This is a genomic window from uncultured Anaerovibrio sp. (assembly GCF_947302755.1).
Taxonomy (GTDB): Bacteria; Bacillota; Negativicutes; order Selenomonadales; family Selenomonadaceae; genus Anaerovibrio.
Map to the genome: position 1 here is coordinate 1 of NZ_CAMYWM010000024.1, position 25,675 is coordinate 25,675.

The 25,675-nt window shown below is 46.0% G+C and carries 29 protein-coding genes and 1 pseudogene; 27 read left to right on the top strand and 3 right to left on the bottom strand.

The window, feature by feature from the left end; all coding sequences use genetic code 11:
• Positions 1-192 precede the first annotated feature (192 nt).
• Positions 193-636: a hypothetical protein gene (locus Q0Y54_RS04025; RefSeq protein ID WP_297964534.1), complete on the top strand. Its 444-nt coding sequence runs from the start codon at positions 193-195 to the stop codon at positions 634-636.
• A 133-nt stretch (positions 637-769) separates the two neighbouring features.
• Positions 770-1,717: a PD-(D/E)XK nuclease family transposase gene (locus Q0Y54_RS04030; RefSeq protein ID WP_297964536.1), complete on the top strand. Its 948-nt coding sequence runs from the start codon at positions 770-772 to the stop codon at positions 1,715-1,717.
• A 227-nt stretch (positions 1,718-1,944) separates the two neighbouring features.
• Here Q0Y54_RS04030 and Q0Y54_RS04035 read toward each other — a convergent pair whose 3' ends face one another.
• A complete protein-coding gene (locus tag Q0Y54_RS04035; RefSeq protein ID WP_297964539.1) occupies positions 1,945-2,532 on the bottom strand; it encodes a DUF2284 domain-containing protein in 588 nt (195 codons plus the stop codon).
• A gap of 334 nt (positions 2,533-2,866) precedes the next feature.
• Between Q0Y54_RS04035 and Q0Y54_RS04040 the strand changes: the two genes are divergently transcribed.
• The 13 genes and pseudogenes from Q0Y54_RS04040 (at position 2,867) to Q0Y54_RS04100 (ending at position 14,106) form a co-directional block, all read left to right on the top strand.
• Positions 2,867-3,541: a response regulator transcription factor gene (locus Q0Y54_RS04040; protein WP_297964541.1), complete on the top strand. Its 675-nt coding sequence runs from the start codon at positions 2,867-2,869 to the stop codon at positions 3,539-3,541.
• A 5-nt stretch (positions 3,542-3,546) separates the two neighbouring features.
• Positions 3,547-4,644, top strand: a complete 1,098-nt coding sequence (locus Q0Y54_RS04045; protein ID WP_297964543.1) for an ATP-binding protein — start codon at positions 3,547-3,549, stop codon at positions 4,642-4,644.
• Positions 4,645-4,799: 155 nt separating this feature from the next.
• Positions 4,800-5,633 carry a 4Fe-4S binding protein gene (locus Q0Y54_RS04050; protein WP_297964545.1) on the top strand — a complete coding sequence of 278 codons (834 nt, stop codon included), beginning with the start codon at positions 4,800-4,802 and terminating at the stop codon, positions 5,631-5,633.
• 566 nt (positions 5,634-6,199) lie between these two features.
• Positions 6,200-6,823: pseudogene (locus Q0Y54_RS04055) on the top strand (MBL fold metallo-hydrolase); the annotation flags it as partial.
• A gap of 96 nt (positions 6,824-6,919) precedes the next feature.
• Positions 6,920-7,102 (top strand): rubredoxin, encoded by a 183-nt coding sequence (locus Q0Y54_RS04060; protein WP_297964590.1) that lies wholly within the window; start codon positions 6,920-6,922, stop codon positions 7,100-7,102.
• Between the two features lie 14 nt (positions 7,103-7,116).
• Positions 7,117-7,467 carry a hypothetical protein gene (locus Q0Y54_RS04065; RefSeq protein ID WP_297964547.1) on the top strand — a complete coding sequence of 117 codons (351 nt, stop codon included), beginning with the start codon at positions 7,117-7,119 and terminating at the stop codon, positions 7,465-7,467.
• A gap of 52 nt (positions 7,468-7,519) precedes the next feature.
• Complete coding sequence (locus Q0Y54_RS04070) at positions 7,520-8,032, top strand: flavodoxin family protein (protein WP_297964549.1); 513 nt, start codon at positions 7,520-7,522, stop codon at positions 8,030-8,032.
• A gap of 172 nt (positions 8,033-8,204) precedes the next feature.
• Entirely contained in the window at positions 8,205-8,855 is a 651-nt protein-coding gene (locus Q0Y54_RS04075; protein ID WP_297964551.1) for a flavodoxin family protein, read from the top strand.
• Positions 8,856-8,907: 52 nt separating this feature from the next.
• A complete protein-coding gene (locus Q0Y54_RS04080) occupies positions 8,908-11,421 on the top strand; it encodes an excinuclease ABC subunit UvrA (RefSeq protein ID WP_297964553.1) in 2,514 nt (837 codons plus the stop codon).
• Positions 11,422-11,447: 26 nt separating this feature from the next.
• On the top strand, positions 11,448-12,314 hold the full coding sequence (locus tag Q0Y54_RS04085; RefSeq protein ID WP_297964555.1) for a hypothetical protein: 867 nt from the start codon (positions 11,448-11,450) through the stop codon (positions 12,312-12,314).
• Between the two features lie 130 nt (positions 12,315-12,444).
• The gene (locus Q0Y54_RS04090; protein WP_366072251.1) at positions 12,445-12,657 is read left to right on the top strand and encodes an amidohydrolase family protein; all 213 of its coding nucleotides are present in this window, start codon (positions 12,445-12,447) and stop codon (positions 12,655-12,657) included.
• Positions 12,658-13,057: 400 nt separating this feature from the next.
• Complete coding sequence (locus Q0Y54_RS04095; RefSeq protein ID WP_297964559.1) at positions 13,058-13,843, top strand: transporter substrate-binding domain-containing protein; 786 nt, start codon at positions 13,058-13,060, stop codon at positions 13,841-13,843.
• Positions 13,844-13,869: 26 nt separating this feature from the next.
• A complete protein-coding gene (locus Q0Y54_RS04100) occupies positions 13,870-14,106 on the top strand; it encodes a hypothetical protein (RefSeq protein ID WP_297964561.1) in 237 nt (78 codons plus the stop codon).
• Here the strand turns inward: Q0Y54_RS04100 and Q0Y54_RS04105 are convergent.
• Entirely contained in the window at positions 14,103-15,026 is a 924-nt protein-coding gene (locus Q0Y54_RS04105; protein WP_297964563.1) for a LysR family transcriptional regulator, read from the bottom strand. The genes Q0Y54_RS04100 and Q0Y54_RS04105 overlap by 4 nt on opposite strands.
• 168 nt (positions 15,027-15,194) lie before the next feature.
• Between Q0Y54_RS04105 and Q0Y54_RS04110 the strand changes: the two genes are divergently transcribed.
• Genes Q0Y54_RS04110 through Q0Y54_RS04140 form a run of 7 tightly spaced genes read left to right on the top strand, consistent with a single transcriptional unit; the run spans position 15,195 to position 19,892 of the window.
• A complete protein-coding gene (locus tag Q0Y54_RS04110; protein ID WP_297964565.1) occupies positions 15,195-15,380 on the top strand; it encodes a hypothetical protein in 186 nt (61 codons plus the stop codon).
• Between the two features lie 31 nt (positions 15,381-15,411).
• A complete protein-coding gene (acgM, locus tag Q0Y54_RS04115) occupies positions 15,412-16,449 on the top strand; it encodes a radical SAM/SPASM domain protein, ACGX system (protein ID WP_297964567.1) in 1,038 nt (345 codons plus the stop codon).
• Positions 16,450-16,461: 12 nt separating this feature from the next.
• A complete protein-coding gene (locus Q0Y54_RS04120) occupies positions 16,462-17,040 on the top strand; it encodes a nitroreductase family protein (RefSeq protein WP_297964569.1) in 579 nt (192 codons plus the stop codon).
• Positions 17,041-17,057: 17 nt separating this feature from the next.
• Positions 17,058-17,453 carry a VOC family protein gene (locus tag Q0Y54_RS04125; protein WP_297964571.1) on the top strand — a complete coding sequence of 132 codons (396 nt, stop codon included), beginning with the start codon at positions 17,058-17,060 and terminating at the stop codon, positions 17,451-17,453.
• 26 nt (positions 17,454-17,479) lie between these two features.
• On the top strand, positions 17,480-18,358 hold the full coding sequence (locus Q0Y54_RS04130; protein WP_297964573.1) for a radical SAM protein: 879 nt from the start codon (positions 17,480-17,482) through the stop codon (positions 18,356-18,358).
• A 58-nt stretch (positions 18,359-18,416) separates the two neighbouring features.
• Positions 18,417-19,352, top strand: a complete 936-nt coding sequence (locus Q0Y54_RS04135; protein WP_297964575.1) for an alpha/beta fold hydrolase — start codon at positions 18,417-18,419, stop codon at positions 19,350-19,352.
• Positions 19,353-19,373: 21 nt separating this feature from the next.
• The gene (locus Q0Y54_RS04140; protein ID WP_297964577.1) at positions 19,374-19,892 is read left to right on the top strand and encodes an ester cyclase; all 519 of its coding nucleotides are present in this window, start codon (positions 19,374-19,376) and stop codon (positions 19,890-19,892) included.
• Here Q0Y54_RS04140 and Q0Y54_RS04145 read toward each other — a convergent pair.
• On the bottom strand, positions 19,862-20,749 hold the full coding sequence (locus tag Q0Y54_RS04145; protein ID WP_297964578.1) for a LysR family transcriptional regulator: 888 nt from the start codon (positions 20,747-20,749) through the stop codon (positions 19,862-19,864). The genes Q0Y54_RS04140 and Q0Y54_RS04145 overlap by 31 nt on opposite strands.
• A 175-nt stretch (positions 20,750-20,924) precedes the next feature.
• Between Q0Y54_RS04145 and Q0Y54_RS04150 the strand changes: the two genes are divergently transcribed.
• The 5 genes from Q0Y54_RS04150 to Q0Y54_RS04170 all read left to right on the top strand — a co-directional run bounded on the left by Q0Y54_RS04150 (position 20,925) and on the right by Q0Y54_RS04170 (position 25,132).
• A complete protein-coding gene (locus Q0Y54_RS04150; RefSeq protein ID WP_297964580.1) occupies positions 20,925-21,353 on the top strand; it encodes a nuclear transport factor 2 family protein in 429 nt (142 codons plus the stop codon).
• Positions 21,354-21,418: 65 nt separating this feature from the next.
• On the top strand, positions 21,419-21,937 hold the full coding sequence (locus Q0Y54_RS04155; RefSeq protein ID WP_297964582.1) for a flavodoxin: 519 nt from the start codon (positions 21,419-21,421) through the stop codon (positions 21,935-21,937).
• 15 nt (positions 21,938-21,952) lie between these two features.
• Positions 21,953-22,780, top strand: coding sequence for an SDR family oxidoreductase (locus Q0Y54_RS04160; protein ID WP_297964584.1), 828 nt, complete (start codon positions 21,953-21,955; stop codon positions 22,778-22,780).
• Between the two features lie 175 nt (positions 22,781-22,955).
• Positions 22,956-23,990, top strand: a complete 1,035-nt coding sequence (locus tag Q0Y54_RS04165; RefSeq protein ID WP_297964586.1) for a DUF362 domain-containing protein — start codon at positions 22,956-22,958, stop codon at positions 23,988-23,990.
• Positions 23,991-24,007: 17 nt separating this feature from the next.
• Positions 24,008-25,132, top strand: coding sequence for an MBL fold metallo-hydrolase (locus Q0Y54_RS04170; RefSeq protein WP_297964588.1), 1,125 nt, complete (start codon positions 24,008-24,010; stop codon positions 25,130-25,132).
• The last annotated feature ends 543 nt before the right edge of the window (positions 25,133-25,675 follow it).

Genomic DNA, 25,675 nt, shown 5'->3' on the forward strand with positions numbered 1-25,675 from the left:
CAGGGCGTAATGGGCAGCATAAGCACAGTTTATACCTTCTAAAAGGTCATCTGATGTTGAACAATATGTAAAAAGAACAGTGAAAAATCCGCTTGTCGGTCAAAAAATTGACAGGCGGATTTTTTTGAAAAAGGATAAAAGTAATTTTAGTCGAATGTATAATTGGAAAAATTATTTACAAAGGAGTTTTTTATGAATACCAAAGCAAAAGTTTTTAAAAAGTATCTTGATGAGAAGGAGATTAAGGTATTTAAGGTGGAGGAGCTGCCTGAGGATGAGCATAATACAGTAGTGTTCCGCTCTAATATAGTGGTGGAGGGCCAGCAGCTTCCTACATTGGTAATTTTGGATGATACAGCCTTTTCCGTAATACGGGTGCTGGTATTAAATAATGCACGGACAAAGGAAAATGAGACTAAGGTTTTAAATATGGCCAACACCCAGAATACGAATTACAAGCCCTTCAAGCTGTTTTTTGACAGCAACGGTGCCCTGCTCATGGATGTATGCCTGACAACTCCAGGCCAGAAGGAAAAGGATTTTGAAACCCTTGGAGACGAAATATATGGCATGCTGGATCTGGTAATAAAATTCATGGGAGAAAATTACCGGAATTGGATGAAGGAAATCTGGTAAATAAAGAAGCAAAAAACTGGTGGCTGGATATTCAGTCACCTTTTTTATTGTCGTTGGACGTTCAATTTGACTGGTCAATATTGAATTATCGGTGTATATCCTGTAAAATAAGGATAATAAGTGGAGGCAAGACATGGATTATAACGATAAAATCAAGAAATTATACGACGCTGCCTGTCGAGATGTATTATCCGAGCAGGGCATTGCCGCCTATATTATGAAAACCTGTGTGGAGGAATTTAAGGACACGCCGATAAAAGAGATTATTCGCTACATTCATGGAAAGCCGGAAGTTGGCGCGGTACTGGTCAATCCGCAGGGCGAAGTGACGCGCATTGAAGCCTTGCAGAATGAAGACAAGAACGAGAGCGAATCCACAGTGACCTTTGATATCCGCTTTACGGTGACCGCACCGGACACGGGCGACGAAATCAAGCTCATCATAAACCTTGAGGCACAAAACGACTATAATCCTGGCTATCCCTTGCTGAAACGGGGCGTATACTATTGCAGTCGTTTGATTTCCAGCCAGTATGGCACGGTGTTTGTAAAATCCGGCTATGGTAAGATACAGAAGGTGTATTCTATCTGGGTGTGCGTAAATCCTACGCAAAAGACAGAATATAGTATTACCAGCTACCACATGACAGAAAAAAATATTGTGGGCAGTGTCCAAGCTGACCGTCATCATTATGACCTTCTAAATGTGGTGATGATTTGCCTGGGCAACAAGAAGTACACAGAGCTTACCGGCCTGCTGCGGCTCTTAAATATGATGATGGTGGACAACTACCTCACCAAACAGGAAAAGCGGCAGATATTAACCGATGAATTTGATATTGAGATAACTCCTGAATTGGAAAGGGGCGTGAGTGAAATGTGCAATTTAAGTGAAGGCATTGAGAGAAAAGGCATAGAGCAGGGACGCATTAAGACTACAATAAAAACCCTGAACCGTTATATAAGGCGTAATCTGCCGATAGATAATCAGGTGCTGTCGGATATTGCAGAAGATAATGATCTTACTGTGGAAAGAGTAAGGGAAATAGCCAAGGAAAATGGTTTGGTGATTCCCTGCTGATAATGTTATGGAATATAAATACTAGCAGGAATCAGCAGCTCCTTTGTCGCATTACGTTCAAGCGGCAAAGGAGTTTTTATTTATGACAATTCCTTTTATTTAAGGAAAACTCATTTTATTGGAGTTGAACGGTCAATATTGAATTTGAAAAGCTGGCCAGTGTACTACGTATGATTGCCAAGGGGAAAGCTCATCTGCATCCTTTGGATTCACTACAATAAACAAAGTTATTTATTAGGCAAAAACCACAGCTCTTCAGCTACAGCATTTTTAGTCAGCAGACCGTGGATTAGGGTAAAATATTTTGGCAGACTATCTTTGCACCACTGAATATCAATATCAAACAGGTCCTTGGTAATAGCTGTAAGGTCGAAGCCAAAGGCATCCATGGAATAGCGCATTTTGTCGGGCAGGCGGCAGGGAATACCTTCCCTTCTGGTGCATACCTCACAATTATTGCAGCCTCCGGAGGACAGGGAGATGCTGTCCGGCACTAATTCTTCCATGCCGCGGAGCTGTTCCTCCAGCTTTGCTTTTACCTCACATAAAATTTTCCAGCCCATATCCTTTACCTTGTCTGGTGTATCTGCTTCACGAATGATTTGCTCCTTTAGGGTTATTTTGGCACAGACCACATAGACATAGGTATACTTATCCAAGTATTCGTTTACATCAAAGGCAAGGGGCGGGCAGGACCAGGTATTGTCGTATCTGGGGCATTCCTTACAGTAGGCCAGAAACTTTTCCCGGTTCTGGTATTTTCCTTTAAAATCCGCCACAGTAATAAAATTTTTTTGATAATTCACTGAATACATAAGGCAATTCTCCTATTATTTACACATATCATTGCTCCTATTATAACCCTATTGCGCAAAAATGGCGATTTATTAAATGAGACTTATTCAGTGGGAGCTTTATACGCCACTGAATGCAGCCGAATTAATCCAGAGCTTACGGGTGTTTTTCCCTCACCTAAGAGGAGGGAGACTTAGCATCCGTTAGCGTGGGGGTAAATATTTTTTCATGCAGGATAAATGGCAGTATGTCACGAATTTGTTAGAAAAATTGGATAGGAAAAGTCATATTGAAGTCACATACGGTGATTATAATTCTAATCAAAAGTATTTTCAATGTGGTGGAGGGCGGTATATGTTTTCTATATTAGTGGCTGAGGATGATAAAAATCTCAATCGTATGATATGCACCAAGCTAAAGCAGGCCCAGTATCAGGTCTTTCCAGCCTTTGATGGCCAGGAGGCCTTGGATATTATAGAGAAGGAGCACATTGATTTGATTATCAGTGATGTTATGATGCCCCGAATGGATGGCTTGGAGCTAACCTCTGCCCTGCGGGGGGCAAAGATGACCTTGCCTATTCTTATTATTACAGCTAAAGGGCAGATGGAGGATATGGAAAAGGGCTTTCGGGCTGGCACAGATGATTATATGGTAAAGCCTATCAAGCTGCGGGAGCTTTTACTGAGGGTGGAGGCATTGTTACGCCGGGCCCAACTAATGAGTGAAAAACACTTAACAATTCGTGGTACTGTGCTGGATTATAGTTCATTGACGGTACAGACAGGAGAACAGGTGGATATTTTGCCACCTAAGGAGTTTTATCTGTTGTTTAAATTGCTAAATCAGCCGGGCAGGATATTTACTCGTCAGGAGCTTTTGGATGAGATTTGGGGCGTAGACAAGGAAACGGATAGTCGTAATGTGGATGCCCACATCAAAAAATTGCGTCATCGGTTTACTGATCATCCTGATTTTGTTATTGAAACGGTTCGTGGACTGGGGTATAAAGCGGTGTTTAAGGAGTAGTCCCTATGAGTTTATGGCGAAAAAATGCAGAAAATGGAAAAATCATTTTGCCTCTTCGTCTTTATCACAGCTTGTCCACCTTGCTGACCCTGGCTTTTTGTTGTGGGGTATCCAGTATATTTGTGTATTTTTTGGACGAGGTTGTAGGCCTGGAGCTGGAGTTACCAGTGGCATTAATCATTTGCAGTCTGTTTACGCTAATTTCCAGCGCATTACTATTGGCTTGGGAAACCGGATGTTATATAAGTCCCGCTCAAGCTGTAGTACAAGCTGCCGAACGCATTTCTAAAGGTGATTTCGATGTGCAGGTGCCGAAGCCTGGTAGATTTATTGGTATAGAGGAAGGCTATATGCTCATTGATAATTTCAATCGTATGGCCAAGGAGCTGCAAAGCATTGACCACATGCAAAAAGGCTTTACGGGTAGCGTTTCTCATGAATTTAAAACGCCGTTAGCCTCTATTGTAGGGTTTTCCGAAATTCTGTTGGAGAATGGCTTGTCAGAGGAGGAACGACGTGAGTACACATCCTTAGTGCATGAGGAGGCCTTGCGTCTGTCCAGATTGGCAGAAAATCTTCTGCGGCTATCCCGGCTGGATGCTCAGGCCATTGTCATGCATCATGAGGACATTGACGTAGATGAACAGATAAGGCAGTGTGTAATTCTACTGGCTGACCGTTGGGAAGACAAGGAAATTTCCTTTGCTATGGATTTGCCTGCCATGCATGTTAAAAGTGATTCGGATATGACTAAGCAGGTATGGTTAAACCTTATCGACAATGCAATTAAGTATTCGGTAAAGGGAAGTACAATTCATGTTACGGGCGAGTCTACACCTAATTATGTATGTGTACGCATTGGGGATGAGGGTATTGGCATTCCTGAGGATAAGCAGGCCCATATTTTTGAGCGGTTTTATCAATGTGATGAATCACATCAGGAGAAGGGTCATGGATTGGGACTTTCTATCGTCAAGCGTATTCTTGAGCTGCTGGGGGGACAGATTTCTTGCCAAAGCCAGCCAGGCAAGGGGACAGAGATGATTGTGCTTTTGCCTCTTGATAGTAGCAAAAGTAGTTTGCCACTTATATCTTCAGAATAAAATTTTGTATACGAAGATTGTAAGAAAACAACTAAAGGTCATATTGAGGTCATGTTTGTGATATATAATATATTAGTTAGCTAGGATAGTAACTAGAATTGGATGGTACAAAGTACGATTCGCCACAAGTTTTTCAAAAGTGAAGGAGAGTCATTATGAGCGAAAACAAAATCAAATGTATCCATATTGTACACTTTAGCCCCAGTGGCTCTACAGAAAAAATCGTCCGCAAGGTAGCTTCGGGAATACAGGGGATACCGGTAAAGAACTATAATCTTTTACCTTCTGCAGCAAGAAAACAACAGTATGTCTTTGATAAAGATGATTTGGTAATTTATGGCTCATTGTCTGCCGGTATGCTTTTTACAAAAGCAGAGGAATTATTTGGGTGTTTGAAAGGAAATGAAACACCGTTTATCGGGGTTATATCCTTTGGTAATGCATATTATGGTGTAGCTCTTAACGAAATGAAAGAGAGAGCAGAAAATAGTGGCTTTCGCGTTTGTGCCTTGGGGGCCTTTGTGGCACAGCATACCATGGCACCGGAATGTGGTTCCGGCCGTCCTGATGCAAAGGATGAGGCAATAATGGTGGATTTTGGGTGTAAGGCCTATGAAAAAATATTGGCTGGAGATTATGAACTTCATAACCAGCCGGTTACGAATTGGTCATCATCAGAGCAGTTTAATAAATATATTGAGTTTAGGGAACAAAACAAAGAGCCATACTGCTTCCCGATAGAATTCAGAGGGAAGAAGATTTCGGATGCTTGCATTAAATGCAAGACATGCGTTCGTAATTGTCCAGCGGATGCTATAGATATAGAGAATAAAACCTTTAATCTTGAAGCTTGTATTGGATGCTACGGCTGTATCAATCGTTGCCCAAAGCAGGCTATTTCTGTAACAAGCTCAGAGGTAAAGGAATTTATGAAGGGCTTTATAGAAGCCTTTAAAAATGACCGACTGGAGCCGGAGATTCTCCTTTGATCCTGTTTGGAATGTCAAGTAGAATATTAGTGAGATGAATGGAGATGCAGTAGTGAAGATGGGCGAAGAAAACTCCCGGGAAAAAATCATTGTTAGGACAAGTTCAACGGGAATTTTCTGATTACGCGTTGCAGGTGGCTATCGATATGGATTTTTCGGAATTATAACGAGGTGAAGATGTCCCCCTCCTCTTTAGGTGGGGGTGAAAACAAACTTCAACAGGTGGTGAGCATATCTCCCACCTCGTTGAAACGCTAATTGGAAGATTTTTCTTCTAAAGAAGAAAAATTTGAACAATGGCGTTATAAACTAATATTCCAAAATCTTATTTGAAAAGTTCACATATAGGTCATAAAACACTGCTAATATTATAGAAGTGAGGTCTTCTTTTTCTGAAGCTGTGAGTTGTGGAACAGCAATGTTTATTTTGGGTTGGAAAAGGCGTAGTAATATCATAAAGTGAATTTTTTTAGTATGTGTGTATAGCAATTGAAGGGAGTAGTGAACGCATGGAAATCAAGGCAGTAAAACTTTATGAGAATGGCTTCATGACCCAGCCCTTTGCAATGGGGCTGGAGGAGGGCGAGGACAAGTTTGACAAGGATGTGAAATATCGCAGTACCTTACAGAATTTCCTCATTGACACTGGAGATGAAGTGATTTTGGTGGATACCGGAATGCCTTTGGAGCAACCGGATATGGCGGTGGATTTGAATGCACCAATCTACCTTGGCTCAAGAATTGATGATTATGTGACGGCCCTATCCAAGTTGGGGTATAAAAAGGAACAGGTTACTAAAATCCTCATTACCCACAAGCATCCAGACCATACCGGCGAGCTTCGCAGTTTTCCTAATGCCAAAATTTTTATTTCCCGTATCGAGGCAGATGCCATGGAACTAAAGGGAGATAATGTAGTTCGGGTGGACTTTACCGATGGTGCTTATGAGAACTTCGATAAATGCCAAAAAATTGCCGATGGTGTATATTATGTTTTTGCGCCGGGGCATACTACGGGCAATAGCATTATTATCGTTGAGAATGAGGGCCTTCATTATATCATCCACGGTGATGTGACCTATACTGACGAAGCACTGTACTGCAACAAGCTGTCCGTAGCTACTGAGGACAAGGTGGCGGCTAGGGATACCTTGAATAAGGTTCGTGCCTTTATTGAAAATCACCAAACAGTGTACCTGTCAACCCATACACCATTAGGTTATGAAAATCTGGATAATAAAAAAATCGTTGACCTGACTAATATGCCTGCGCCTATCCCACCAGAAATGAATTATGGGGAGCAGCAGGCTACTGGTAAATATGTGTGTTCAATATGTGGGGCCGTTTACGACCCATCTGTAGGTGATCCGGAACACGGCATCCCGGCAGGGACGGCCTTTGAGGATTTGCCTGCTGATTGGAAATGTCCTGTTTGTAAGCAGGGCAAAGATAAATTTAATAAGGCATAAGGAGAGTTAATAAGATGATGAATGATGAAGAATTAATTAAGGCCTTTCATGTAATGTGGAATGGTTTTCCCGAAGCAGTTATGGTGATTAAGAAGGACAGAGAAATCATTGCTGTAAATAAAAAAGCAGCGGAATTTGGCTTAAAGCCGGGGATCAAATGCTCCTCTATTGGTAAGCCGGAGCAGCACAAGGGCTGCTTGTGCAATAAGGCGGCTGACAGCAAGGAGACGGTGGCAATTACCTACGAGGGAGCCTTTGGCAAGGCCTATGGCTATTGGATTCCTATTGAGGAACGTCCGGAGTGGATTATTCACTTCGGTGTAGGCTCGGCCTTTGCCTATGAGGATAGTGGCTTAAAGCGGTAAAGGCTAAAAAGAGTGTGTTAGTGGTGTGTATTATGTTTAGGAGGTACTTTAAATGAAAATTGCAATTTTTAACGGCAGTCCAAGAAAAATGAACACAGCAGCCATGGTACAGGCCTTTCGCGAGGGGGCTGAGGCAGCAGGCCATCAGGTAGAAGAATACCATGTAGGCAAGATGAAAATCGGTGGCTGTATGGGCTGTGAGTACTGCCACACCAAGGGTGAGGGAAATTGCATTCAGAAGGATGATTTTGAGAAGCTGCTGCCGGCCTATAAAGAGGCAGACCTGATTGTTTTCGCTTCCCCAGTGTATTATTTCACCATGACGGCCCAGATGCAGGCAGCCATTCAGCGGGTATATTGCATCGGCAAGCCACAAAAGGCCAAGAAATGCGTGCTGATGCTTTCCTCCGGTTCCCCGGGAACTCACGATGGCTCCATTGCCCAGTTTAAGGATTATATGGCCTATGCCAAGATTGAAGTAGCTGGTATTCTTACCGCTGCAGGTGAGGAAAACAAATCCGAAGCAAAATTGAATGAAATCAGAGATTTTGCCAAGGGCTTGTAAAATGATAGTAAGTCAGTGGGAGCTATAGAGTCTCACTGAAGTTATTCGAATTCCCATAGTGGCCTGACAAGGTGTGTGACTTTGTCAGGCTATTTTTTAGCATAGCATGTAATTTTTAGTTGGTGTCGAAAAGGATACCCAGGTATTTGTGTATGAAAATAGGAGGGCTTGAATGATGAAAAAAGTAATTGCCATTAATGGTAGTCCACGGCGTAATGGTAACACGGCAGAGCTATTGCACCAGGCCTTAAAAGGAGCGCAGGAAGCTGGTGCGGAAACCGAGCTGATCAATCTTTATAGTCTGAACTTCAAAGGCTGTATCAGCTGCTTTTATTGCAAACGCAAGGACAAGGAGCATGGTACCTGCGCAATGAAGGATGATTTAACGCCAATTATCGAGTGCATTAAGGAAGCAGATGCTTTGATTATGGGCGTACCCGTTTATTTTATGAATCTTTCTTCTGGAATGAGTGCATTTATCGAGAGGCTGCTGTTTTCCAATTACATTTACAGCAATGAAATCCCAACCGTTTTTCCAAAGTCGTTACCAAATGCGTTTATTTACACCATGAATATGACCGAGGAACATGTTAAACAGTTTGGTATGCGGGAAAAATTTGCTGTTCATGAAGGTTTTGCCAGCAAAATCCTGCAAGCGGAAACCAAGACGCTATATGCGTATAATACAACACAGTTTAGCGACTATGCCAAATATGAGTCCTCGATATTCGACCCGAAGGCTAAAGCTGCTTATCGTGATGAGATGTTCCCTAAGCAATGTGCGGCGGCTTATGAATTGGGCAAGGCCTTGCTAGCTGATTAAGCTTGAAAGTACCTGGTTGTGGTTGAGATGCTGTAAAAGTGGAGGGCTGTAAATGGACAATAAGGAACACCCTAAAAATATCATAGTTAGGGGTGCTCGCGTACATAATCTGAAAAATATTGATGTGGATATCCCCTTGGGGAAGTTGGTGGCTATTGCCGGGGTATCTGGCTCGGGGAAATCCTCTTTGGCGCTTGGCACCTTGTACGCGGAGGGTTCACGTCGTTATCTGGAGGCACTGTCTACTTATACGCGTCGCCGCATCACGCAGGCCGGCAAAGCCGATGTGGAAGAAATTCGTCATGTACCGGCGGCGCTGGCTCTCCATCAGCGGCCGGGGATTCCCGGAGTGCGCAGTACCTTTGGTACGGCTTCAGAACTATTGAACAGTCTGCGCCTGTTGTTCTCCCGTTTGGGCAATCATACCTGTCCTAATGGACATCTTTGCCCACCTAATATGGATGTGGCGTTAATGTTGCCCACTAAATGTCCGGTGTGTGGCGAGGAGTTTTATGGCCCAGGTGCTGAGGCGATGGCCTTTAACTCAGAAGGGGCCTGTCCCCATTGCTCAGGAACAGGGATTGTACGTACGGTTGATGAGGCCAGTCTTGTGCCGGACGAAAGTCTGTCTATTGCAGAAGGAGCAGTGGCTCCGTGGCAGACGCTTATGTGGTCGTTGATGAAGGATATTGCTAAAGAAATGGGTGTGCGGATTGATGTACCCTTCCGTGACTTGACACCGGCTGAAAAAGATATTGTCTTTCATGGTCCCGCCGAGAAAAAACATATCCTCTATGTCAATGAGAAGACTAATGTAGCTGCGGAAATGGATTTTACCTATTACAATGCAGTTTATACGGTGGAAAATGCGCTGGCGAAGGTCAAGGACGAAAAGGGCATGAAGAGGGTCGAAAAATTTCTGCATGAGTCTGCCTGCCCGAAATGTCAGGGCACGCGGTTGTCGGCGAAGGTGCGTTCAACAAAATTGGCTGGAAAAAATCTGGCCGAGGCCACGGCCATGACCTTGGATGAATTGATTCCCTGGGTAAAGGCGGTGCCGGATACCCTGCCCCAGGAAATGCGCCCTATGGCCGAAAGCATCAGCGAATCATTTTTGGATAATGCTCGTAGGTTGAAGGAGCTAGGCTTGGGGTATTTGTCCCTTGATCGTGCCAGCAGCACATTGTCAACCGGTGAGCGCCAGCGCGTGCAGCTGGCCAGAGCGGTGCGCAATGAAACCACAGGGGTGCTTTATGTACTCGATGAGCCGAGTATCGGCCTGCATCCGGCCAATATCGAAGGGCTTTTGGATGTGATTGACAGCTTGCTGTGTGACGGAAATTCCGTAGTCTTGGTCGACCATGATGTACATGTGTTGCAGCATGCCGATTATTTGATTGAGCTTGGCCCACTGGCTGGCAGTGAGGGCGGTAATTTGTTGTTTACCGGAGAAATTCAGGCGGCAGTAAAGAGCAAGGTATCTAAGATTGCACCTTTTATGCGGGGTGGGGCAAATCGCAATTTGCGGCAGTGTGCGTCCATGGATGAGATGTTCTCCCTTGGTACGATTCATTTGGAAACGAATTCCCTGCATACGGTAAAACCTTTGCAGGTGGACATACCCAAGGGGAGATTGACGGTGGTTACTGGTGTATCTGGTTCGGGCAAGACCACTATGGTGCTCGAATGCCTGATGCCTGCACTGGCGGCAAATGCCGAAGGCCACAAGCTACCGCCACAGGTCAGGACCATAAACGCTGAAGGCATACGCCGAGCTAATCTGATTGATGCCTCGCCTATCGGTATTAACATCCGTTCCACAGTGGCGACGTACAGTGGTGTGCTCGATGAATTACGCAAGCTCTATGCCGGTACTGACATGGCCAAAGAGAAAAAATGGAAGGCAGGGGCCTTTTCCTATAATACGGGTAAGCTCCGTTGTCCGACTTGTGATGGAACTGGCCAAATTTCCCTTGATGTACAGTTCTTGCCTGATGTGACCATTACTTGCCCAGACTGTAACGGTCAACGATATAGCGATGCCGTCAAGGAAATCACCTGGCGGACAGATGGCGTAGAGCGTGGCTATACTTTGCCGGAAATACTTTCTCTTACCGTAAAGGAGGCACTGCCTCTCTTTGCTCATCAAAAAAAGATATATGGGAAGCTGTCGACCTTGAACAACTTAGGGCTGGGCTATTTGACCTTGGGTGAAGATACACCTGCCCTCTCCGGCGGTGAAGCCCAACGCTTGAAGCTTGCCAGTGAGATGGGCCGCTCACAGGAGGATTCGGTCTTTATCTTTGATGAGCCGACAATTGGGTTGCATCCATTGGATGTACAGGTTCTTCTACAGGTATTTGACCGTTTGGTGGGGGCCGGTGCGACCGTGATTGTCATCGAGCATGATTTGGATGTTATCATAAATGGGGATTACCTGATTGATATGGGGCCCGAAGGTGGCGAAAAAGGCGGCCGTATAGTGGCCTGTGGCACCCCGGAATTGGTAGCAGAAAGCAAGGATAGTATTACGGGAAAATATATTGCCAGAGAAATAGGTCAGTAAGATATAGTTGGGATCCAAAATAAAATGTGAGTAGGAGTAGGTATTGTTCAGCCAGGCTGCCCTTTAGTGTATGGCGGGTAAGTGCGGCATGGGCAACATTGTCCAGATGCGTCAGATACAGTCTGGCGTTCAGGCTTTTGTTATTTGATAAGGAGGACAATATGGAAAAGGGGTTTTTCGTGGCAGGCTGTGTTTTTACCGAAGGTGAGCCGGAGCTTAGCCGTAAAGTACAGGCCTATGTGAGGGACAGGTTTTCTTTGCCAGTCCTTCGCTGTTGTGTAGCGAAGTACAAGGTGCAGGAGTTTGAAGGCCGGATGCCGGAATGGTATCGGGAGGAATGGAAATCCGTCACGCATTATGAGGATTTCCCGGCAGGCAGTAGGATGGTTTCCATTTGCCATAACTGCTCGGCGATTTTTGAGGAGCGCCATCCAGAAATCCGGCGCCAGTCCATTTGGGAATTGATTTTGGAGGATAACAGCTTTCCTTATCCCAACTATCATGGCGAAAGGATGACCGTGCAGGACTGCTGGCGTTCCAAGGAGAACCGTGCCGAGCAGGAGGCCGTGCGCGAGCTTATGCGGCGTATGAACATCAATATCGTGGAGTTTGCCGAAAACCATGAGCACACCAGGTTTTGCGGCTATTCTCTCTACCAACCGCAACCGCCGCGCAACGCCAAGCTTGCCCCAAAACGCTTCGTAGAGGGGGCAAAGGGATTGTTCGGGGAACATACCGAGGAAGAAAAAAGACGGTTGATGGAGGAGCATTGCTCGCGTATTTCCACGGATAAAGTTGCAGCTTATTGCCACTACTGTATTCGTGGCTTAAATCTAGGCGGCAAGCAGGGGATTCATCTCGCAAGGCTTCTTTTTGAGCCGGAAAATTATTAGCAGGGTATGACAAAAGCAATTCATCGAAAAGACAGAGCAGTGACGAACTGACAATAAACGCTCTGACAATAACGCCAAGCCCTGCTTTGGCCTTGGTAGTGACAGCATATAACCCATTTGGACGGAGGAACTGGTGCCCCGTGAACAGGCCCTCACCGCCATGACCATCAACTGCGCAAAACAGATGTTCCTTGAGAATGAAAGGGGCAGCATCAAGGCAGGCAAATATGCCGATTTCCTTTTGGTGGATAAGGATGTGCTGACTTGCCCGGTGAAAGAGATACATGAGGCAAAGCCTACGGCGACATACTTCGAGGGGAAAAAGGTATTCTTCAGGGAGTAAAAGTCTTCGGCAATGCCGCACAAGCCTTTCACGGTGAGGATCATGGACATATAGGAGATTTTGGAAGCGCAGAGATTGCGTTCCCGTAAATGTGAGCGAAAAAAATTAACGGGAGGAATAGCGAATGAACAGAATGTTTTTCAGGGTATGATGGCGTTCGCAGCAATGGGTTCTGCCAAATTTAGCATACAAGCAGTCCTATAGAGGGACGTACAGTGTAATATGAATGCCTCTTGGCAGAATGGACACGGCAGCTGTTGCCGAGTCCATTCTGCCATTTTGATGTACGGATGTTTTGTATTGCTTTGCGAAATTTTTTGGATAATTTTACAGGGAAAAACATGCAATAGAGCGAATAGCAATATTGTGAGAAAATTATTAGTGAGAAAGGAATGATTTTATGAACAGAAAGATTCGTGTTTTTCTTTGTTGGGTAACGCTGATGCTGCTGACCGTGGGAACGGTTTATGCGGGACATTTGGAAGACATTGCCGCCAGAGGCACTATCCGTATCGGTACAACTGGTGATTATATTCCAATGTCTTATCTAAATCCCCGGATAGGTGCTTATGAAGGCATCGATGCCGAACTATCGCAGCTGATTGCCGACTCTTTGGGCGTGAATATCGAGTATGTGCCTACGAGCTGGCCAACACTTACTGCAGATACGTTGGCCGGGAAGTTCGATATTGCCCTGTGCGGTATCTCCAGAAACTATGCCAGAGCCAAGACCATGGCCATGTCGGATGCGTACGGCGAGGGTGCTTTTGGCAAAACAATTTTGTGCCGAAAAAGCGACGCCAAGAAATATCAAAGCCTTGCCGATATTGACAGGCCGGAGGTGCGCGTCATGATTAATCCCGGCGGTACCAATGAAAAATTTGCCCATGCGAACCTGAAACAGGCCAAGCTGATTGTTCATCAGGAAAATGCCGATATTCCCCGGCAGGTGGCAGAGGGCAACGCCGATATCATGATAACGGAAACCGTGGAGGCGGCCCGTTATATCGAATTGAATGACAAATTGGCGGCTCCGCTGATGAATGCACCCTTCACCCGTCATTCCTGTGGTATACTCATGCAAAAAGGTGACCAAGAGTTTTTGAACTACATCAACTTTGTTCTGGCAGAACTGAAAATGGACGGAACCCTGGCAAAGCTGGAGAAGAAATATTTGTATCGCTAATTGTGTATAATAATAGGAGGACTTGAATGATGAAAAAAGTAATTGCCATAAATGGCAGCCCACGGCGTAATGGTAACACCAGCAAAATCCTGCAAGCAGAAACCAAGACGCTATATGCGTATAATACGACACAGTTTAGCGACTATGCCAAATATGAGTCCTCGATATTCGACCCGCAGGCTAAAGCTGCTTATCGTGAGGAGATGTTCCCTAAGCAATGTGCGGCGTCTTATGAATTGGGTAAGACCTTGCTGGCTGATTAAGATGGAGAGCTCCTTACTGTGATACATTTCTTGGATGTACTGATGAACTGGTAAATGGCTGAATTCTTGTCCATGGCTGCTTGCTGCTGGTAGTAGATACCCATGGGAGCATGGGGGGATTCTTCCCATGGAAGAAAGACAAGCTCCTTGTGGGGCGGTGCCAGGTGGCTAGGGATTAGGGAAAAGCCGGCTCCCGCCAGGGCAAGATTATATGCTTCGCTGGTGGTGGCACAGATGATGTTGTCCAGTTCATCATTGACTGGTACGAGATGATGTCCACGGGAAAAAACGTGTTTTAGCAAGTATGGTGGAATGTCAATAATCTGGCGATAGGGCCAGAAATCCGCAGAGGAGACGCTTTTTTGACGTCTCTTTTTGCATTTCAGGGCTAAAGGATGCTGTTTATTCATCACACAGATGAAGGAATCGTCACAGAGCTTTTGAAAGGTGATATTTTCGGCACTGAATTTGGCATCCTTCATTCCAATGACCAAATCCAATTGACTGGTTGCCAGACGGTGTAAATTGGCATCAGTTTGGTCAAGAGTAAGCTCTGGAACAATATTACTATTTTCTGCCAGAAGCGGGCCAAGAATTTTGCTAATTAAGCAATTGGCATGGGAATCAGCATAACCAATGCGCAGAATGGTGCGCTTTTGCTGGTGAAAGGTGGAAATCCATTCGAGAGAATGGTAATAGAGCGACAGCATCTGCTGAGCATCGTCTAAAAATTGAAAGCCCACTGGTGTTAGACTGACAGACCGTGTAGTACGATTAAATAGCCTTGTATTGAGTTCTGTTTCCAGACTTTGAATCTGGCGAGAGACCGCTGGCTGTGACATGGATAGCTGCTCGGCTGTCTTGGCGTAGTTCAAGGTCTTGGCCAAGGTGGTAAAGCATTCTAGTTGTTGAGTATTCATAATATCGCGCACCTCATCATGAATTAGTAGTGATATATTATGATAACATATATTGATACGGTTTGTGCATAAATAATGCGATAATAACATTTCACAAGGTAATTTATACTTGTTAAGATATACCTGTAAGCAGAAATCCCAAGTATATTTTGGAAAGGAAGATGTATTATGGCACTTACGAATTTGGCAGCATGGAATCAGAACGCAGCAGGAGTTTTGGCAAACTCCGCCTGTGGTTCGGCTTGCGGCTCCGGTGACAAAGTGGTTTCCGCAGCTTGCGGCTCGGCTTGTGGTTCCGGTGACAAGGTGCTGCCCACTGCCTGCGGTTCCGCATGCGGTACTGGCGACAAGTAAGATTTTTGTGTGAGGTATGGAGGACGGCCAAATGAAACCGTATTTTTCCTTTCAGTGGCACATTACAGATACATGTGACCAGAGGTGCAAACATTGCTATATCTTTGCGGAAAATAACGGCAAATGTATCGACAGTATGACACGGACTCAGATGGAGGCTGTGCTGGAAAACTGCCGGGACTTTTGCGAGACCTTTGGCCGTCAGCCTTACTTCTATCTGACAGGTGGCGACCCAATCCTGCATCCCGAGTTTTGGACATTGCTGGACATGTTCAAGGCGGAAGCGATTCCCTTTACAATTATGGGCAATCCCTTCCATCTGACCGATGAAGTCTGCCAGCGGCTGCATGAATGTGGCTGTTTGCGTTATCAGCTGTCGATTGACGGGATAGAGGAAACCCATGATTGGTTTCGTAAGCCTGGTTCTTACAAAATTACCTTGGAAAAGGTGGCTATGCTGAATAAAGCGGGTATCCGCTCCATCATCATGACCACTGTTTCCGGTAAAAATATAGATGAAGTTCCGGCCATCATTGATGCTGTGGTGGCAGCAGGAGCCAAAGTTTACGCCTTTGCCCGCTACTGTCCCACCAGTGAGGAAAAGGAGAACAGCATCAACCCGAAGCGTTACCGAAAATTATTGGAAGATTGCGATAAAATTTTCCAGAACTATGAGGCGACTGGCTGTGATACCTATTTCAATCGCAAAGACCATCTGTGGACCCTTTACGATTATGAACTGGGCAGGTTTCAGATTCCAGAGGATGCTGAGCCGGAGATGATTTATGGCGGCTGCAACTGCGGCAATGGCCATCTTACCATTCTCCCCACGGGAGATGTCTATGCCTGCCGCCGGGTGCAGAATAGCCGGGTGGGCAATATTTTTGAAAAGAGATTGGCAGACCTTTGGACAAACGAGTTTGAGGCGTATCGGGACTATAACAAGTTCCGGAAATGCAGCAAATGTGAACTGAAGGCCTGGTGCCGTGGCTGCCCGGCTGTAGCCAGCAGCACCAGCGGCGGTGACTTCTACGCTGCCGACCCTCAGTGCTGGAAAGAAATTGACTAAAGAGGTAAGAGCATGGATTTACTGGATATGATGAAGGGACGGCGTTCCATACGCAAATATCAGCCTACCCAGGTACCTCGGGAGATGGTGGATAAGATTGTGGAGGCGGGTCTTTACGCTCCCAATGCCGGCGGTGGCCAACGCAGCATGATTGTCACGCTGCATAACGCTGAACTGACGGCTAAACTTGGCCGGTTAAATTTCCAAGCCTTTGACCGTAGCCAGCTTATCGGCGGTCATGTGTCGAAGGAGCAGCCTTCTGTTATTGATGACCCCACCATTCAGAATGGCTTTTACGGTGCCCCCACCGTTTGCATCGTCTTTGTCCAAAAGGATTTTCTGTTTAATGTGGCCGATGCGTTTTGCATGGTGGAAAACATGGTGCTGGAAGCCTATTCCTTAGGCGTGGATTCCTGCATTGTGTCCCGAGCAGAAGATACGTTCAAGCTCCACGAAGGCAAAGAGCTTTTGGCAGCCTGGGGGGTGCCGGAAAACATGGAGGCTAAGGCTTTTGTAACCCTGGGATTTCATGAGGGGGAGTACCCCAAAGAGAAACCGATGAAGCCGGGCCGCAGTATTGTAATTGAGTAATTTGGGAGGATTTTAGGATGAGTTTGATTACAGGTCTTCATCATGCTGCCCTGCGTTGCTGTGGCAAGGCAGAAATGGACAGCGTGATTGCGTTTTACTGTGAGGTTTTGGGCATGAAGCATTTGCGTACCTGGGGAGAAGGCGACCAGGCAGGCAGCATGTTGGACACGGGCCATGGCATCATTGAGCTGTTTGCTGATGCAGAACCGGGTCGCCGTCCGGGCCAGGTTGACCATATCGCCCTGGCCACGGACAAAGTGGATGAGTGCGTGGCTGCCTGTGCCAAAGAAGACCTGCCCGTTACCATGATGCCCACGGATATTGTAGTGCCCAGCGAAAATCCCTACGCCTTGCGGATTGCCTTTGTTCAAGGCAAAGCCGGGGAAATCATTGAGTTCTTTCACGAAAGATAAGTTTTTTGAGGAGATGTTTTGTAAGTATGCATTTTTCCAGTGGAATAAATCGTCCCCCTTATGAAGCCGCTGATGGCTTTTTGCAGATTACTTCTGGCTGCAGTCATGGCAGCTGCGAGTTCTGCACGTTCTATAAGGACAGTCCCTTTGCGATTTCACCTATGGAAGAAATCGAAGAAGACATTAAGGAACTTGCCCAGTCCGGCTGGGCGTTTGACCGCATCTATCTGCAAGGGGCTGACCCCTTTATCCGCAAGACTGAAGATTTGCTCCACATTGCAGATTTGATTAACCGCTATCTGCCTCAGGTAAAAACCATTGGCGGCTATGCCCGGGTGGACAATCTGCGGAACAAGACTGTGGAGCAGCTTAAGGAACTGGCTGACCGTGGCTATGGCTATTTCTACTTCGGTGTGGAAAGTGGTGATGACAAGCTGCTGGACCGCATGAATAAGGGCTATCATGCTGACCTGGTGCTGCAAGAGTGCAGGAAGATGGATGCGGCAGGCATGCCCTGGATTGGCAATTTCCTGGGTGGCCTTGGCGGCCATAACTGGGGCCTTTCCCATGCAAGGGAAACCGCCAAGGTCTACAATCAGCTGAAACCAGCCATGATTTACGCCTCGGAGCTGACCTTGTTCCCGGATACGCCCCTGTCCCGGGATGTTGCAGCCGGCAAATATGAGGAAGCTACGGAAACGGAACGCATTGCCGAAATGCAGGAATTTATTCGTTGCCTCGATATTCCCACGATTTTTCGGGCAGAACATGTGACCATGCCGATTCGCCTAAATGGGCGTCTGCCGGAAGACAAAGAGTTACTGATTGACAAGCTGCAGCGTTTGCTGGATGATAACGGTGAAGAAGTATTGCAAAGATACCGCAGTCGGGTAAACAGCTTATGATGTAAGGAGAAAATTTGTCTGTTACCAGAATAAATGTATGGAAATTGGAGGGAAAATCATGAACTGGAAAAAAATCACCACAGGATTTGCCTCTATGATGTTGGGGGCGGCCCTGACCTTTGGCACAATAATTGAAGCTGCGGCAGCACCTTTGCATTATTTTATGCAGCAGCCGGGAAATTATGAAAGCAATACGCCTTATGGCAACAATGAAAAAGCCGGTCATTATGTACAGGCCGGCGATGCAAAGATTTATTATGAAGTTTATGGCGAGGGGAAGCCTGTTTTTGTCTTTCATGGTGGTGGCGTAGGCACTCCTTATGAAATGGGGCAGCTTATCGATAAGCTGCGTCAAAACTGCCAGGTAATAGCCGTGTCTACCCGTGGTCATGGTCGTTCAGAAATTGGTCACTCTCCGCTGACCTATGAGCAAAAGGCTGAGGATATGCTGGCGGTGATGAAAGCCGTTACGGATAAACCTGCAATACTGTTGGGCTTTAGCGATGGTGCCTACACGGCTTATAAAGTGGCATCCATGTACCCTGAGCGGGTGGACAGGGTTGTTGCCATTGGTGCCGGTACCCTGAAAAAAGGCTTTTTCGGTGGGGAAATGAAGGTGGAGGATTTAGCCAAAATTGATGGACAGTTTATTGAGCAGCAGAAAAACATCATGCCGGAACCGGAACGTTATCAGGAATTTTGTACCAGCTATATGAATTTCTGGAGCAACATGGAAGTGGGGGAAGATTTCCTCAAGACCATTCAGTGTCCGGTATTGCTGATTGCGGGAGATGAAGATGACCATGCCCCTATGGTCACGATGGTGGAGGCCGAGCAGTATATCCCGAATGCCAGCCTCTGCATTGTCCCTAAAGCATGGCATTCTGCCTTTATCGATAATTTCCCCGTAACCTGGACGGCTATGGAAGGTTTTTTGCAGGCTGACCGGTCTATGCTGACGGGGAGTAAGAAAGTAGCATATAACATACGATGATTGAAAAGGAAGTTATTGACCATGAATAACAGCGAGGAAAAACAATTACTGATTGAGTTTGAAACGATGATTAATACAGCGAATGAAGCTTTGGCAAAAAAGCTGATTGCTGCAGATGCCATCTTTTACGCACCGACCCAGCCAGAGCCACTGACGGGGCCAAAGGGTTATTTGGCGATTGTGCACATGATGCGGTCAGCATTTTCCGATGTACAATGGCACTTGGAGGACTGTGTGACAGAGCCTGGGAAAATAGCCGTGTGCTGGACTTGTACAGGAACACATGACGGTGATTTTATGGGTCATGCGGCTACTGGAAAAAAGTTTAAGGTTCGTTGCATGAACTTTTACCAAATAAAAAAACAGCCAGTTCGTTTCGGATACTGGCTGTCCGGATATTTTCGGGATTCTTATGCAGACAGGGCTAATGCCTGCTTGAGATTCTGTGTTATCCTTCCTTGGCATGGCAACATAGACTTTGCAAGCTCCAAATATCTGAAAGCCGTAATTCAAACCTTAAAATTCGGCTGGTCACGGTAGAAATGCTGCAACAGCTCAATAAAGGCACGAAGGGATTCCCGCTGGTCATTTTTATGGGTATAAACACCACAGGGAATGATTACCTCGCTATCGAAGTCCAGCCAGGCAAATTCACCGTTATGATCGTTCAGAAAGCCGGGCGCCAGACATATCCCCCTATGGGCCGCCACGTTGGTCAGGGTGGTATCATGGTCTTGGCTGTTGAAGTAATCCACGTGAATTTCCTGAATCATACGCTGCTGCAGGGCACGTAACATAGGGGGTGAGCCACCGCCTACCATAAGGGTACGACCTTTTAAGTCGCTGGGTAAAACCAGCGACTTTTTTGTTAATGGATCATTTTTCTCCGTAATAAGATATATTTTGCTGTCAAACAGATGGTGGCAAATAACGTCTGGTACCCGTTTCATGGTGTATTCCATGGCAAAGGTCACGTCATGGTCTCCCTTCAGAAAAGCGTTTTGCCCATCCTTCCAGTCAAAGTTAGCAACTATAGAGACCTCGGGATAGCTGCGGCTGAATTGGGAGATGATTTGGGGAAGAAAATAGATGGCGGAGCGTATGGGCAAGGTTATGCTAATACTTTCCTTGTATTTGGCACTAAAATTTTGTCCCTGTTCAATGGCGGCAGTCAGTTGAGTGTATATAGAGCGTAGTGTTCCCACGAATTGGGCCCCTGCAGGGGTGAGAGCAGCGCCTTTTCCAGAACGTTCAAAGATATCAAAGCCAATTTCCTTTTCCACCAGCTTTATTTGATAGGTGAGTGTGGGCTGGGATATAAAGAGATTTTCGGCTGCACGGTTGAAATTAAGCACCTGCGCCAGTTCCAATACATATTCCATCTGCTTGGTGTTCATCGATAAAGCCTCCTTTGCTTCTATTTGCAGTATAGTGGACCCACTTCTAAATTGCAATGACTTTAATAGAATAATTAAATTGATAATCTAAACTTACAATTAGATATTTCTATGAGAAGTGGCTATAATGAAATCAACAAAAGCAAATACAGATGTGATGAAAGGGGAATATAAAATGTCATTGGAGATTTTAGAAGCAAAGGAAGCAATTCGTGAGGTTATTGACGGTTTTGCCAATCTGGAGTGCAATGTGCCGGCCCAGATGGTGTATTTTACCGAGGACGTTCATGTTATGGTCTATATGGGGGATAAGCTCACCATGGATATTCATGGGCGGGATACGCTGGAAAAACAGTTCAGCGCCTTTACCGGGGGCATTAAGGCCTCACACCATCAAAATGGCCAGCAGGTAATTGCAGTGAAGGGTGATACGGCTACAGATGTTCATTATTGCCGAGCCGCTCTGGTGATGGAGGAAAACGGCCATGATGTAGTGTCTGATAACTACATCCGCTATACGGATAAGCTGGTGAAGCAGGAGGGCAAGTGGCTTATCAAAGAGCGTGAACAGCATTTTGTGATTACCAAGAAGCAGATGGTGTGATTGGTGCTAATAAGTAATGTAAGTAAGGCAATTGGTATGTATACGAAAGGAATTTAGTGATATTTATGGCAAAGACATTAGTAATCTATTATTCCCGCAAGGGGCAGAATTATGTAAATGGCAGTATTGTGGATTTGCCAAAGGGCAATACAGAAGTTTGTGCAGAATATATAAAAAAAGCCGTAGGAGCGGACATTTTTGAGATAGAGACGCAAAAAGCCTATTCTACGGATTATACCCAGTGTACAATTGAAGCCAAAGAGGAGCTGCGTAACGATGCCCGTCCTGAATTGGTGAAAATGCTGGATTCGGTGGCTGAATATGACAATATCGTAGTGGCCGGTCCTTGCTGGTGGGGAACTTATCCTTGTGCCGTATTTACCCAGCTGGAGGTGTTGGACTTTAGCGGTAAAAAAGTATTTCCGTTAATGACCCACGAGGGTAGCGGTATTGCCGGGGCTCCTGCTGCTTTGAAAAAGTACTGTCATGGTGCCGTGGTCGGTGAAGGCATTGCTATACAGGGGGCAGATGCCGCAGGCTCTGAATCAAAAGTGGCTGCCTGGGCAAAGAAAAATCTTGCCTAAAAAAGGGGGGATAACATGAGCAAAGATGTTATGATTGTCACAGGAGCCGGGCAGATTTCGATGGCTATTGCCCGTCGCATGGGCTATGGCAAGAAGATTATTCTTGGAGATAAAAACGAAAACAATGCACAGGCGGTTGCTAAAACTATGAATCAGGCAGGCTTTGATGTGGAGCCATTTGTGATGGATATGTCTTCACGGACTTCTATTCAGTCTATGGTGCAAAAAGCAACGGAATATGGCGAAGTAAAAGCATTGGTCTGTGGTGCCGGTGTTTCGCCATCACAGGCACCGATTGAAGTGATCTTGCAGGTTGACCTTTATGGAACGGCAGTATTGATGGAAGAAGTGGGCAAGGTTATCGCTAAGGGCGGCACGGGGATAATTATATCCAGTCAGTCCGGGCATCGTATGCCAGCACTCACGCCTGAACAGGACAGGGCACTGGCGATGATCCCGACAGAAGACCTGTTAAAGTTGGATTTTTTGCAGCCGGAAAAGATAAAGGATACCTTGCATGCCTATCAGTTGGCCAAACGCTGTAATGAAAAGCGCACGATGTATGAAGCTGTCCGCTGGGGCGAACGTGGAGCACGCATCAATGATATTGCGCCTGGAATCATTGTTACGCCTTTGGCCATAGATGAATTCAATGGTCCTCGTGGTGATTTTTACAAGAATATGTTTGCCAAATGCCCGGCAGGCCGTCCAGGTACTGCTGATGAAGTAGCTGATGTAGCAGAGCTTTTAATGAGTGAACGGGCGCAGTTTATTACGGGTTCAACATTTTTGGTAGATGGTGGTGCAACAGCATCTTATTACTATGGACCATCGTATACATAAGTATGACTCCTTTTCTTCTTGACCGGTAGTGACTACCGTCTGATATACTTTAGAAAATCAAATTCGAGGAAGATGAAATTCCAAGCGCGAGTGAGGTGTAGCAATAGATTTTAGTTTATGATATTCTTTTGCATAGGAAGAAGTATAGAATTTAAGACTTAGGAGGGATAATGCTATGTCGAATATGACGCGGCGTAATTTTGTGAAAATGGCTGGTGCGGCCATTGCCGGAGTTAGTCTTACCGGGTTATCGGGATTTGTAAGCGGTTGTGGAGCGAAGGCCGCGGATGGTAACCTACCTGCAACCTCTGCAACAAATGCCAATAACGCAGCTGTACAGGCTTCAGGCAAGTCAAAGGTGTATTTTACCAAGCATATAGATGCAGAGCACCTTCAGAAGCTGTATGCCAAGGTAAATAGTGAAATAAGCGGCAGGGTGGCCATCAAGCTCCACACTGGCGAGCCCCATGGTCCCAATATTTTGCCACGGGATATGGTACAAGCCTTCCAGAGTCAGATACCAAACAGTACCATTATCGAGGCCAATGTAGCCTATGGAGGACCCCGTTCTACCACCCAGCAGCATCGGGAAACCCTGCAGACCAATGGCTGGACCTTCTGCCCAGTGGATATTATCGATGAAGAGGGGGATGTGAATTTCCCGGTAAAGAATGGTCTGCATCTTAAAGAGGTGGCCGTGGGAAGCCATTTGGCAAATTATGATTCTCTGGTGGTGCTTACCCACTTCAAGGGCCATGCCATGGGCGGCTTTGGCGGTTCATTGAAAAATATCGCCATTGGCTGTGCTTCAGGCAAAAAGGGAAAGCTGCAGGTACATGGTGTGCAGGATTACGGAAAATGGGTAACGGGCGGCCTGTTTATGGAGCTTATGGCGGACAGCGGTAAGGCTATTTGCGACCATTTTGGGAAAAATATCACCTTCCTAAACGTGATGAGGCGCATGTCCGTGGATTGTGATTGCGCTGGGACCAGTGCAGCGGAACCGGTTATCCCGGATATCGGCATATTGGCCTCAACGGATATTTTGGCCATTGACCAGGCCTCCATTGACCTGGTATATAATTTTAAGGATTCCCGCAAAAATGACCTCATTGAACGCATTGAGAGCCGGGAAGGCTTAAGACAGTTATCAGCTATGAAGGAGCTGGGGCTGGGCAATGACCAGTATGAATTAATTGAGGTAGAGTAAGTATATGGTGAACGCACATGAATAGACGAAACTTTATTATTGGCGGACTGGCGACGGTGGGAATGGTTTCTCTGGGGGGATTTAGCTTTGTTCATCGGCCGGAATTTGGACGGCTGCCCCAGGGGGAGCGATTAGCCCGTATTCAGGCTTCACCCCATTATGTCAATGGCCAGTTCCAAAATCTGGTACCGGTACAGGTGATGAATGAGGATAGTGGGGAAAATCGGTTTGTGGCTACGGCCAAGTTTCTCTTTGGGGATAAATCAGCTTTGTCACCCCAAGAGCCCATGCTTTCACATAAAACAGATTTAAAGGCTCTGGATATTAAGCGGGATTTGGTGGTGTGGATGGGCCATTCATCCTTTTACATGCAGCTGGGCGGGCGGCGGATTTTAATTGATCCGGTGTTCAGCTCCTATGCCTCCCCGGTGTTTTTCATCAATAAAGCCTTTCCGGGCAGTAACGTCTATAATGCCGATGATATTCCGGATATTGATGTGCTGGCTATTTCCCATGACCACTGGGACCATTTGGATTATCCAACGGTAATGTCCTTAAAGAGTAAGATTAAAAATATTGTCTGCCCACTCGGAGTAGGCGAATATTTTGAACAATGGGGCTTTGCCCCCCAAATTCTCCATGAAGAGGACTGGGATACGGAAATTAAACTGGCAGAGGACTTTTCGGTTCATGTGTTGCCATCCCAGCACTTTTCGGGGCGGTTTCTTACGCCAAATCCTACCCTGTGGTGTGGCTTTGACTTTGTAACGCCAGGCCACAAGGTGTATTATAGCGGTGATGGGGGCTACGGGCCCCATTTTAAGACTATTGGCGACCAGTTCGGTGGATTTGATCTGATGCTTGGTGAAAATGGCCAGTATAACATGGCCTGGCATGCTATTCATCTGTTGCCGGAGGAAACCGCTAAAGCGGCGGTGGAGGTAGGGGCAAGGGCATTACTGCCCGCTCATGGAGGTAAGTTTGCCTTGGCCCGCCATCCCTGGCAGGAGCCATATAGAGAATTAAGCCGATACAGCCAAGGACAAGACTACAAGCTGCTCACCCCGATGATTGGCGAGGCCCTCCATATAGACGATGAACCACCACAGGTATTTGATGAGTGGTGGGAACACATAAAATAACCCCAGCCCCACCCATGAGGTTAATTCGGAATGCGTAATTAAGCCTTCCCCTTGCGGTTAATTTGGAATGCGTAATGCGGAATTTAGGTTAATTCGGAATGCGGAATTCGTAATGCGTAATTAAGCCTTCCACCCCCTGGCCCCATCCTCGGGGGCTGTCAGCCCCTTGGGCTGACTGAGGGGTTAATCCCGAAAGGCAACAAAGCCTTCCCCTTGCGACGCGAATGCAATGAGCTAGTCCCGTAGGGGAGGGGAAGGGGGACCGTCGCAGACGGTGGATGAGGTGTTCCCGAAGGGCAGATTAATTTTTAGCTGTTCAAATCCCGTTGATTAGTCAAAATCGAGTAATCAACGGGATTTTTGTATTATACAACAAAATTAAGAAAAAATAGAAATAAAACAAGTTTATATATTGAAAATAACTTATTAAATATGGTAATATATTATCAGACATTAATATTATTCTTAAATTTTATTTACAAAAAATATGATATAACGAGCTTTAAGATGTCCCCCACCTCTTTAGGTGGGGGAAAACAAACT

Bases quoted from the DNA above. Each gene is read 5' to 3' on its own strand.
- Q0Y54_RS04025 (WP_297964534.1), top strand. From the start codon at position 193: ATGAATACCAAAGCAAAAGTTTTTAAAAAGTATCTTGATGAGAAGGAG.
- Q0Y54_RS04030 (WP_297964536.1), top strand. From the start codon at position 770: ATGGATTATAACGATAAAATCAAGAAATTATACGACGCTGCCTGTCGA.
- Q0Y54_RS04035 (WP_297964539.1), bottom strand. From the start codon at position 2,532: ATGTATTCAGTGAATTATCAAAAAAATTTTATTACTGTGGCGGATTTT.
- Q0Y54_RS04040 (WP_297964541.1), top strand. From the start codon at position 2,867: ATGTTTTCTATATTAGTGGCTGAGGATGATAAAAATCTCAATCGTATG.
- Q0Y54_RS04045 (WP_297964543.1), top strand. From the start codon at position 3,547: ATGAGTTTATGGCGAAAAAATGCAGAAAATGGAAAAATCATTTTGCCT.
- Q0Y54_RS04050 (WP_297964545.1), top strand. From the start codon at position 4,800: ATGAGCGAAAACAAAATCAAATGTATCCATATTGTACACTTTAGCCCC.
- Q0Y54_RS04060 (WP_297964590.1), top strand. From the start codon at position 6,920: ATGAATTATGGGGAGCAGCAGGCTACTGGTAAATATGTGTGTTCAATA.
- Q0Y54_RS04065 (WP_297964547.1), top strand. From the start codon at position 7,117: ATGATGAATGATGAAGAATTAATTAAGGCCTTTCATGTAATGTGGAAT.
- Q0Y54_RS04070 (WP_297964549.1), top strand. From the start codon at position 7,520: ATGAAAATTGCAATTTTTAACGGCAGTCCAAGAAAAATGAACACAGCA.
- Q0Y54_RS04075 (WP_297964551.1), top strand. From the start codon at position 8,205: ATGATGAAAAAAGTAATTGCCATTAATGGTAGTCCACGGCGTAATGGT.
- Q0Y54_RS04080 (WP_297964553.1), top strand. From the start codon at position 8,908: ATGGACAATAAGGAACACCCTAAAAATATCATAGTTAGGGGTGCTCGC.
- Q0Y54_RS04095 (WP_297964559.1), top strand. From the start codon at position 13,058: ATGAACAGAAAGATTCGTGTTTTTCTTTGTTGGGTAACGCTGATGCTG.
- Q0Y54_RS04100 (WP_297964561.1), top strand. From the start codon at position 13,870: ATGATGAAAAAAGTAATTGCCATAAATGGCAGCCCACGGCGTAATGGT.
- Q0Y54_RS04105 (WP_297964563.1), bottom strand. From the start codon at position 15,026: ATGAATACTCAACAACTAGAATGCTTTACCACCTTGGCCAAGACCTTG.
- Q0Y54_RS04110 (WP_297964565.1), top strand. From the start codon at position 15,195: ATGGCACTTACGAATTTGGCAGCATGGAATCAGAACGCAGCAGGAGTT.
- acgM (WP_297964567.1), top strand. From the start codon at position 15,412: ATGAAACCGTATTTTTCCTTTCAGTGGCACATTACAGATACATGTGAC.
- Q0Y54_RS04120 (WP_297964569.1), top strand. From the start codon at position 16,462: ATGGATTTACTGGATATGATGAAGGGACGGCGTTCCATACGCAAATAT.
- Q0Y54_RS04125 (WP_297964571.1), top strand. From the start codon at position 17,058: ATGAGTTTGATTACAGGTCTTCATCATGCTGCCCTGCGTTGCTGTGGC.
- Q0Y54_RS04130 (WP_297964573.1), top strand. From the start codon at position 17,480: ATGCATTTTTCCAGTGGAATAAATCGTCCCCCTTATGAAGCCGCTGAT.
- Q0Y54_RS04135 (WP_297964575.1), top strand. From the start codon at position 18,417: ATGAACTGGAAAAAAATCACCACAGGATTTGCCTCTATGATGTTGGGG.
- Q0Y54_RS04140 (WP_297964577.1), top strand. From the start codon at position 19,374: ATGAATAACAGCGAGGAAAAACAATTACTGATTGAGTTTGAAACGATG.
- Q0Y54_RS04145 (WP_297964578.1), bottom strand. From the start codon at position 20,749: ATGAACACCAAGCAGATGGAATATGTATTGGAACTGGCGCAGGTGCTT.
- Q0Y54_RS04150 (WP_297964580.1), top strand. From the start codon at position 20,925: ATGTCATTGGAGATTTTAGAAGCAAAGGAAGCAATTCGTGAGGTTATT.
- Q0Y54_RS04155 (WP_297964582.1), top strand. From the start codon at position 21,419: ATGGCAAAGACATTAGTAATCTATTATTCCCGCAAGGGGCAGAATTAT.
- Q0Y54_RS04160 (WP_297964584.1), top strand. From the start codon at position 21,953: ATGAGCAAAGATGTTATGATTGTCACAGGAGCCGGGCAGATTTCGATG.
- Q0Y54_RS04165 (WP_297964586.1), top strand. From the start codon at position 22,956: ATGTCGAATATGACGCGGCGTAATTTTGTGAAAATGGCTGGTGCGGCC.
- Q0Y54_RS04170 (WP_297964588.1), top strand. From the start codon at position 24,008: ATGAATAGACGAAACTTTATTATTGGCGGACTGGCGACGGTGGGAATG.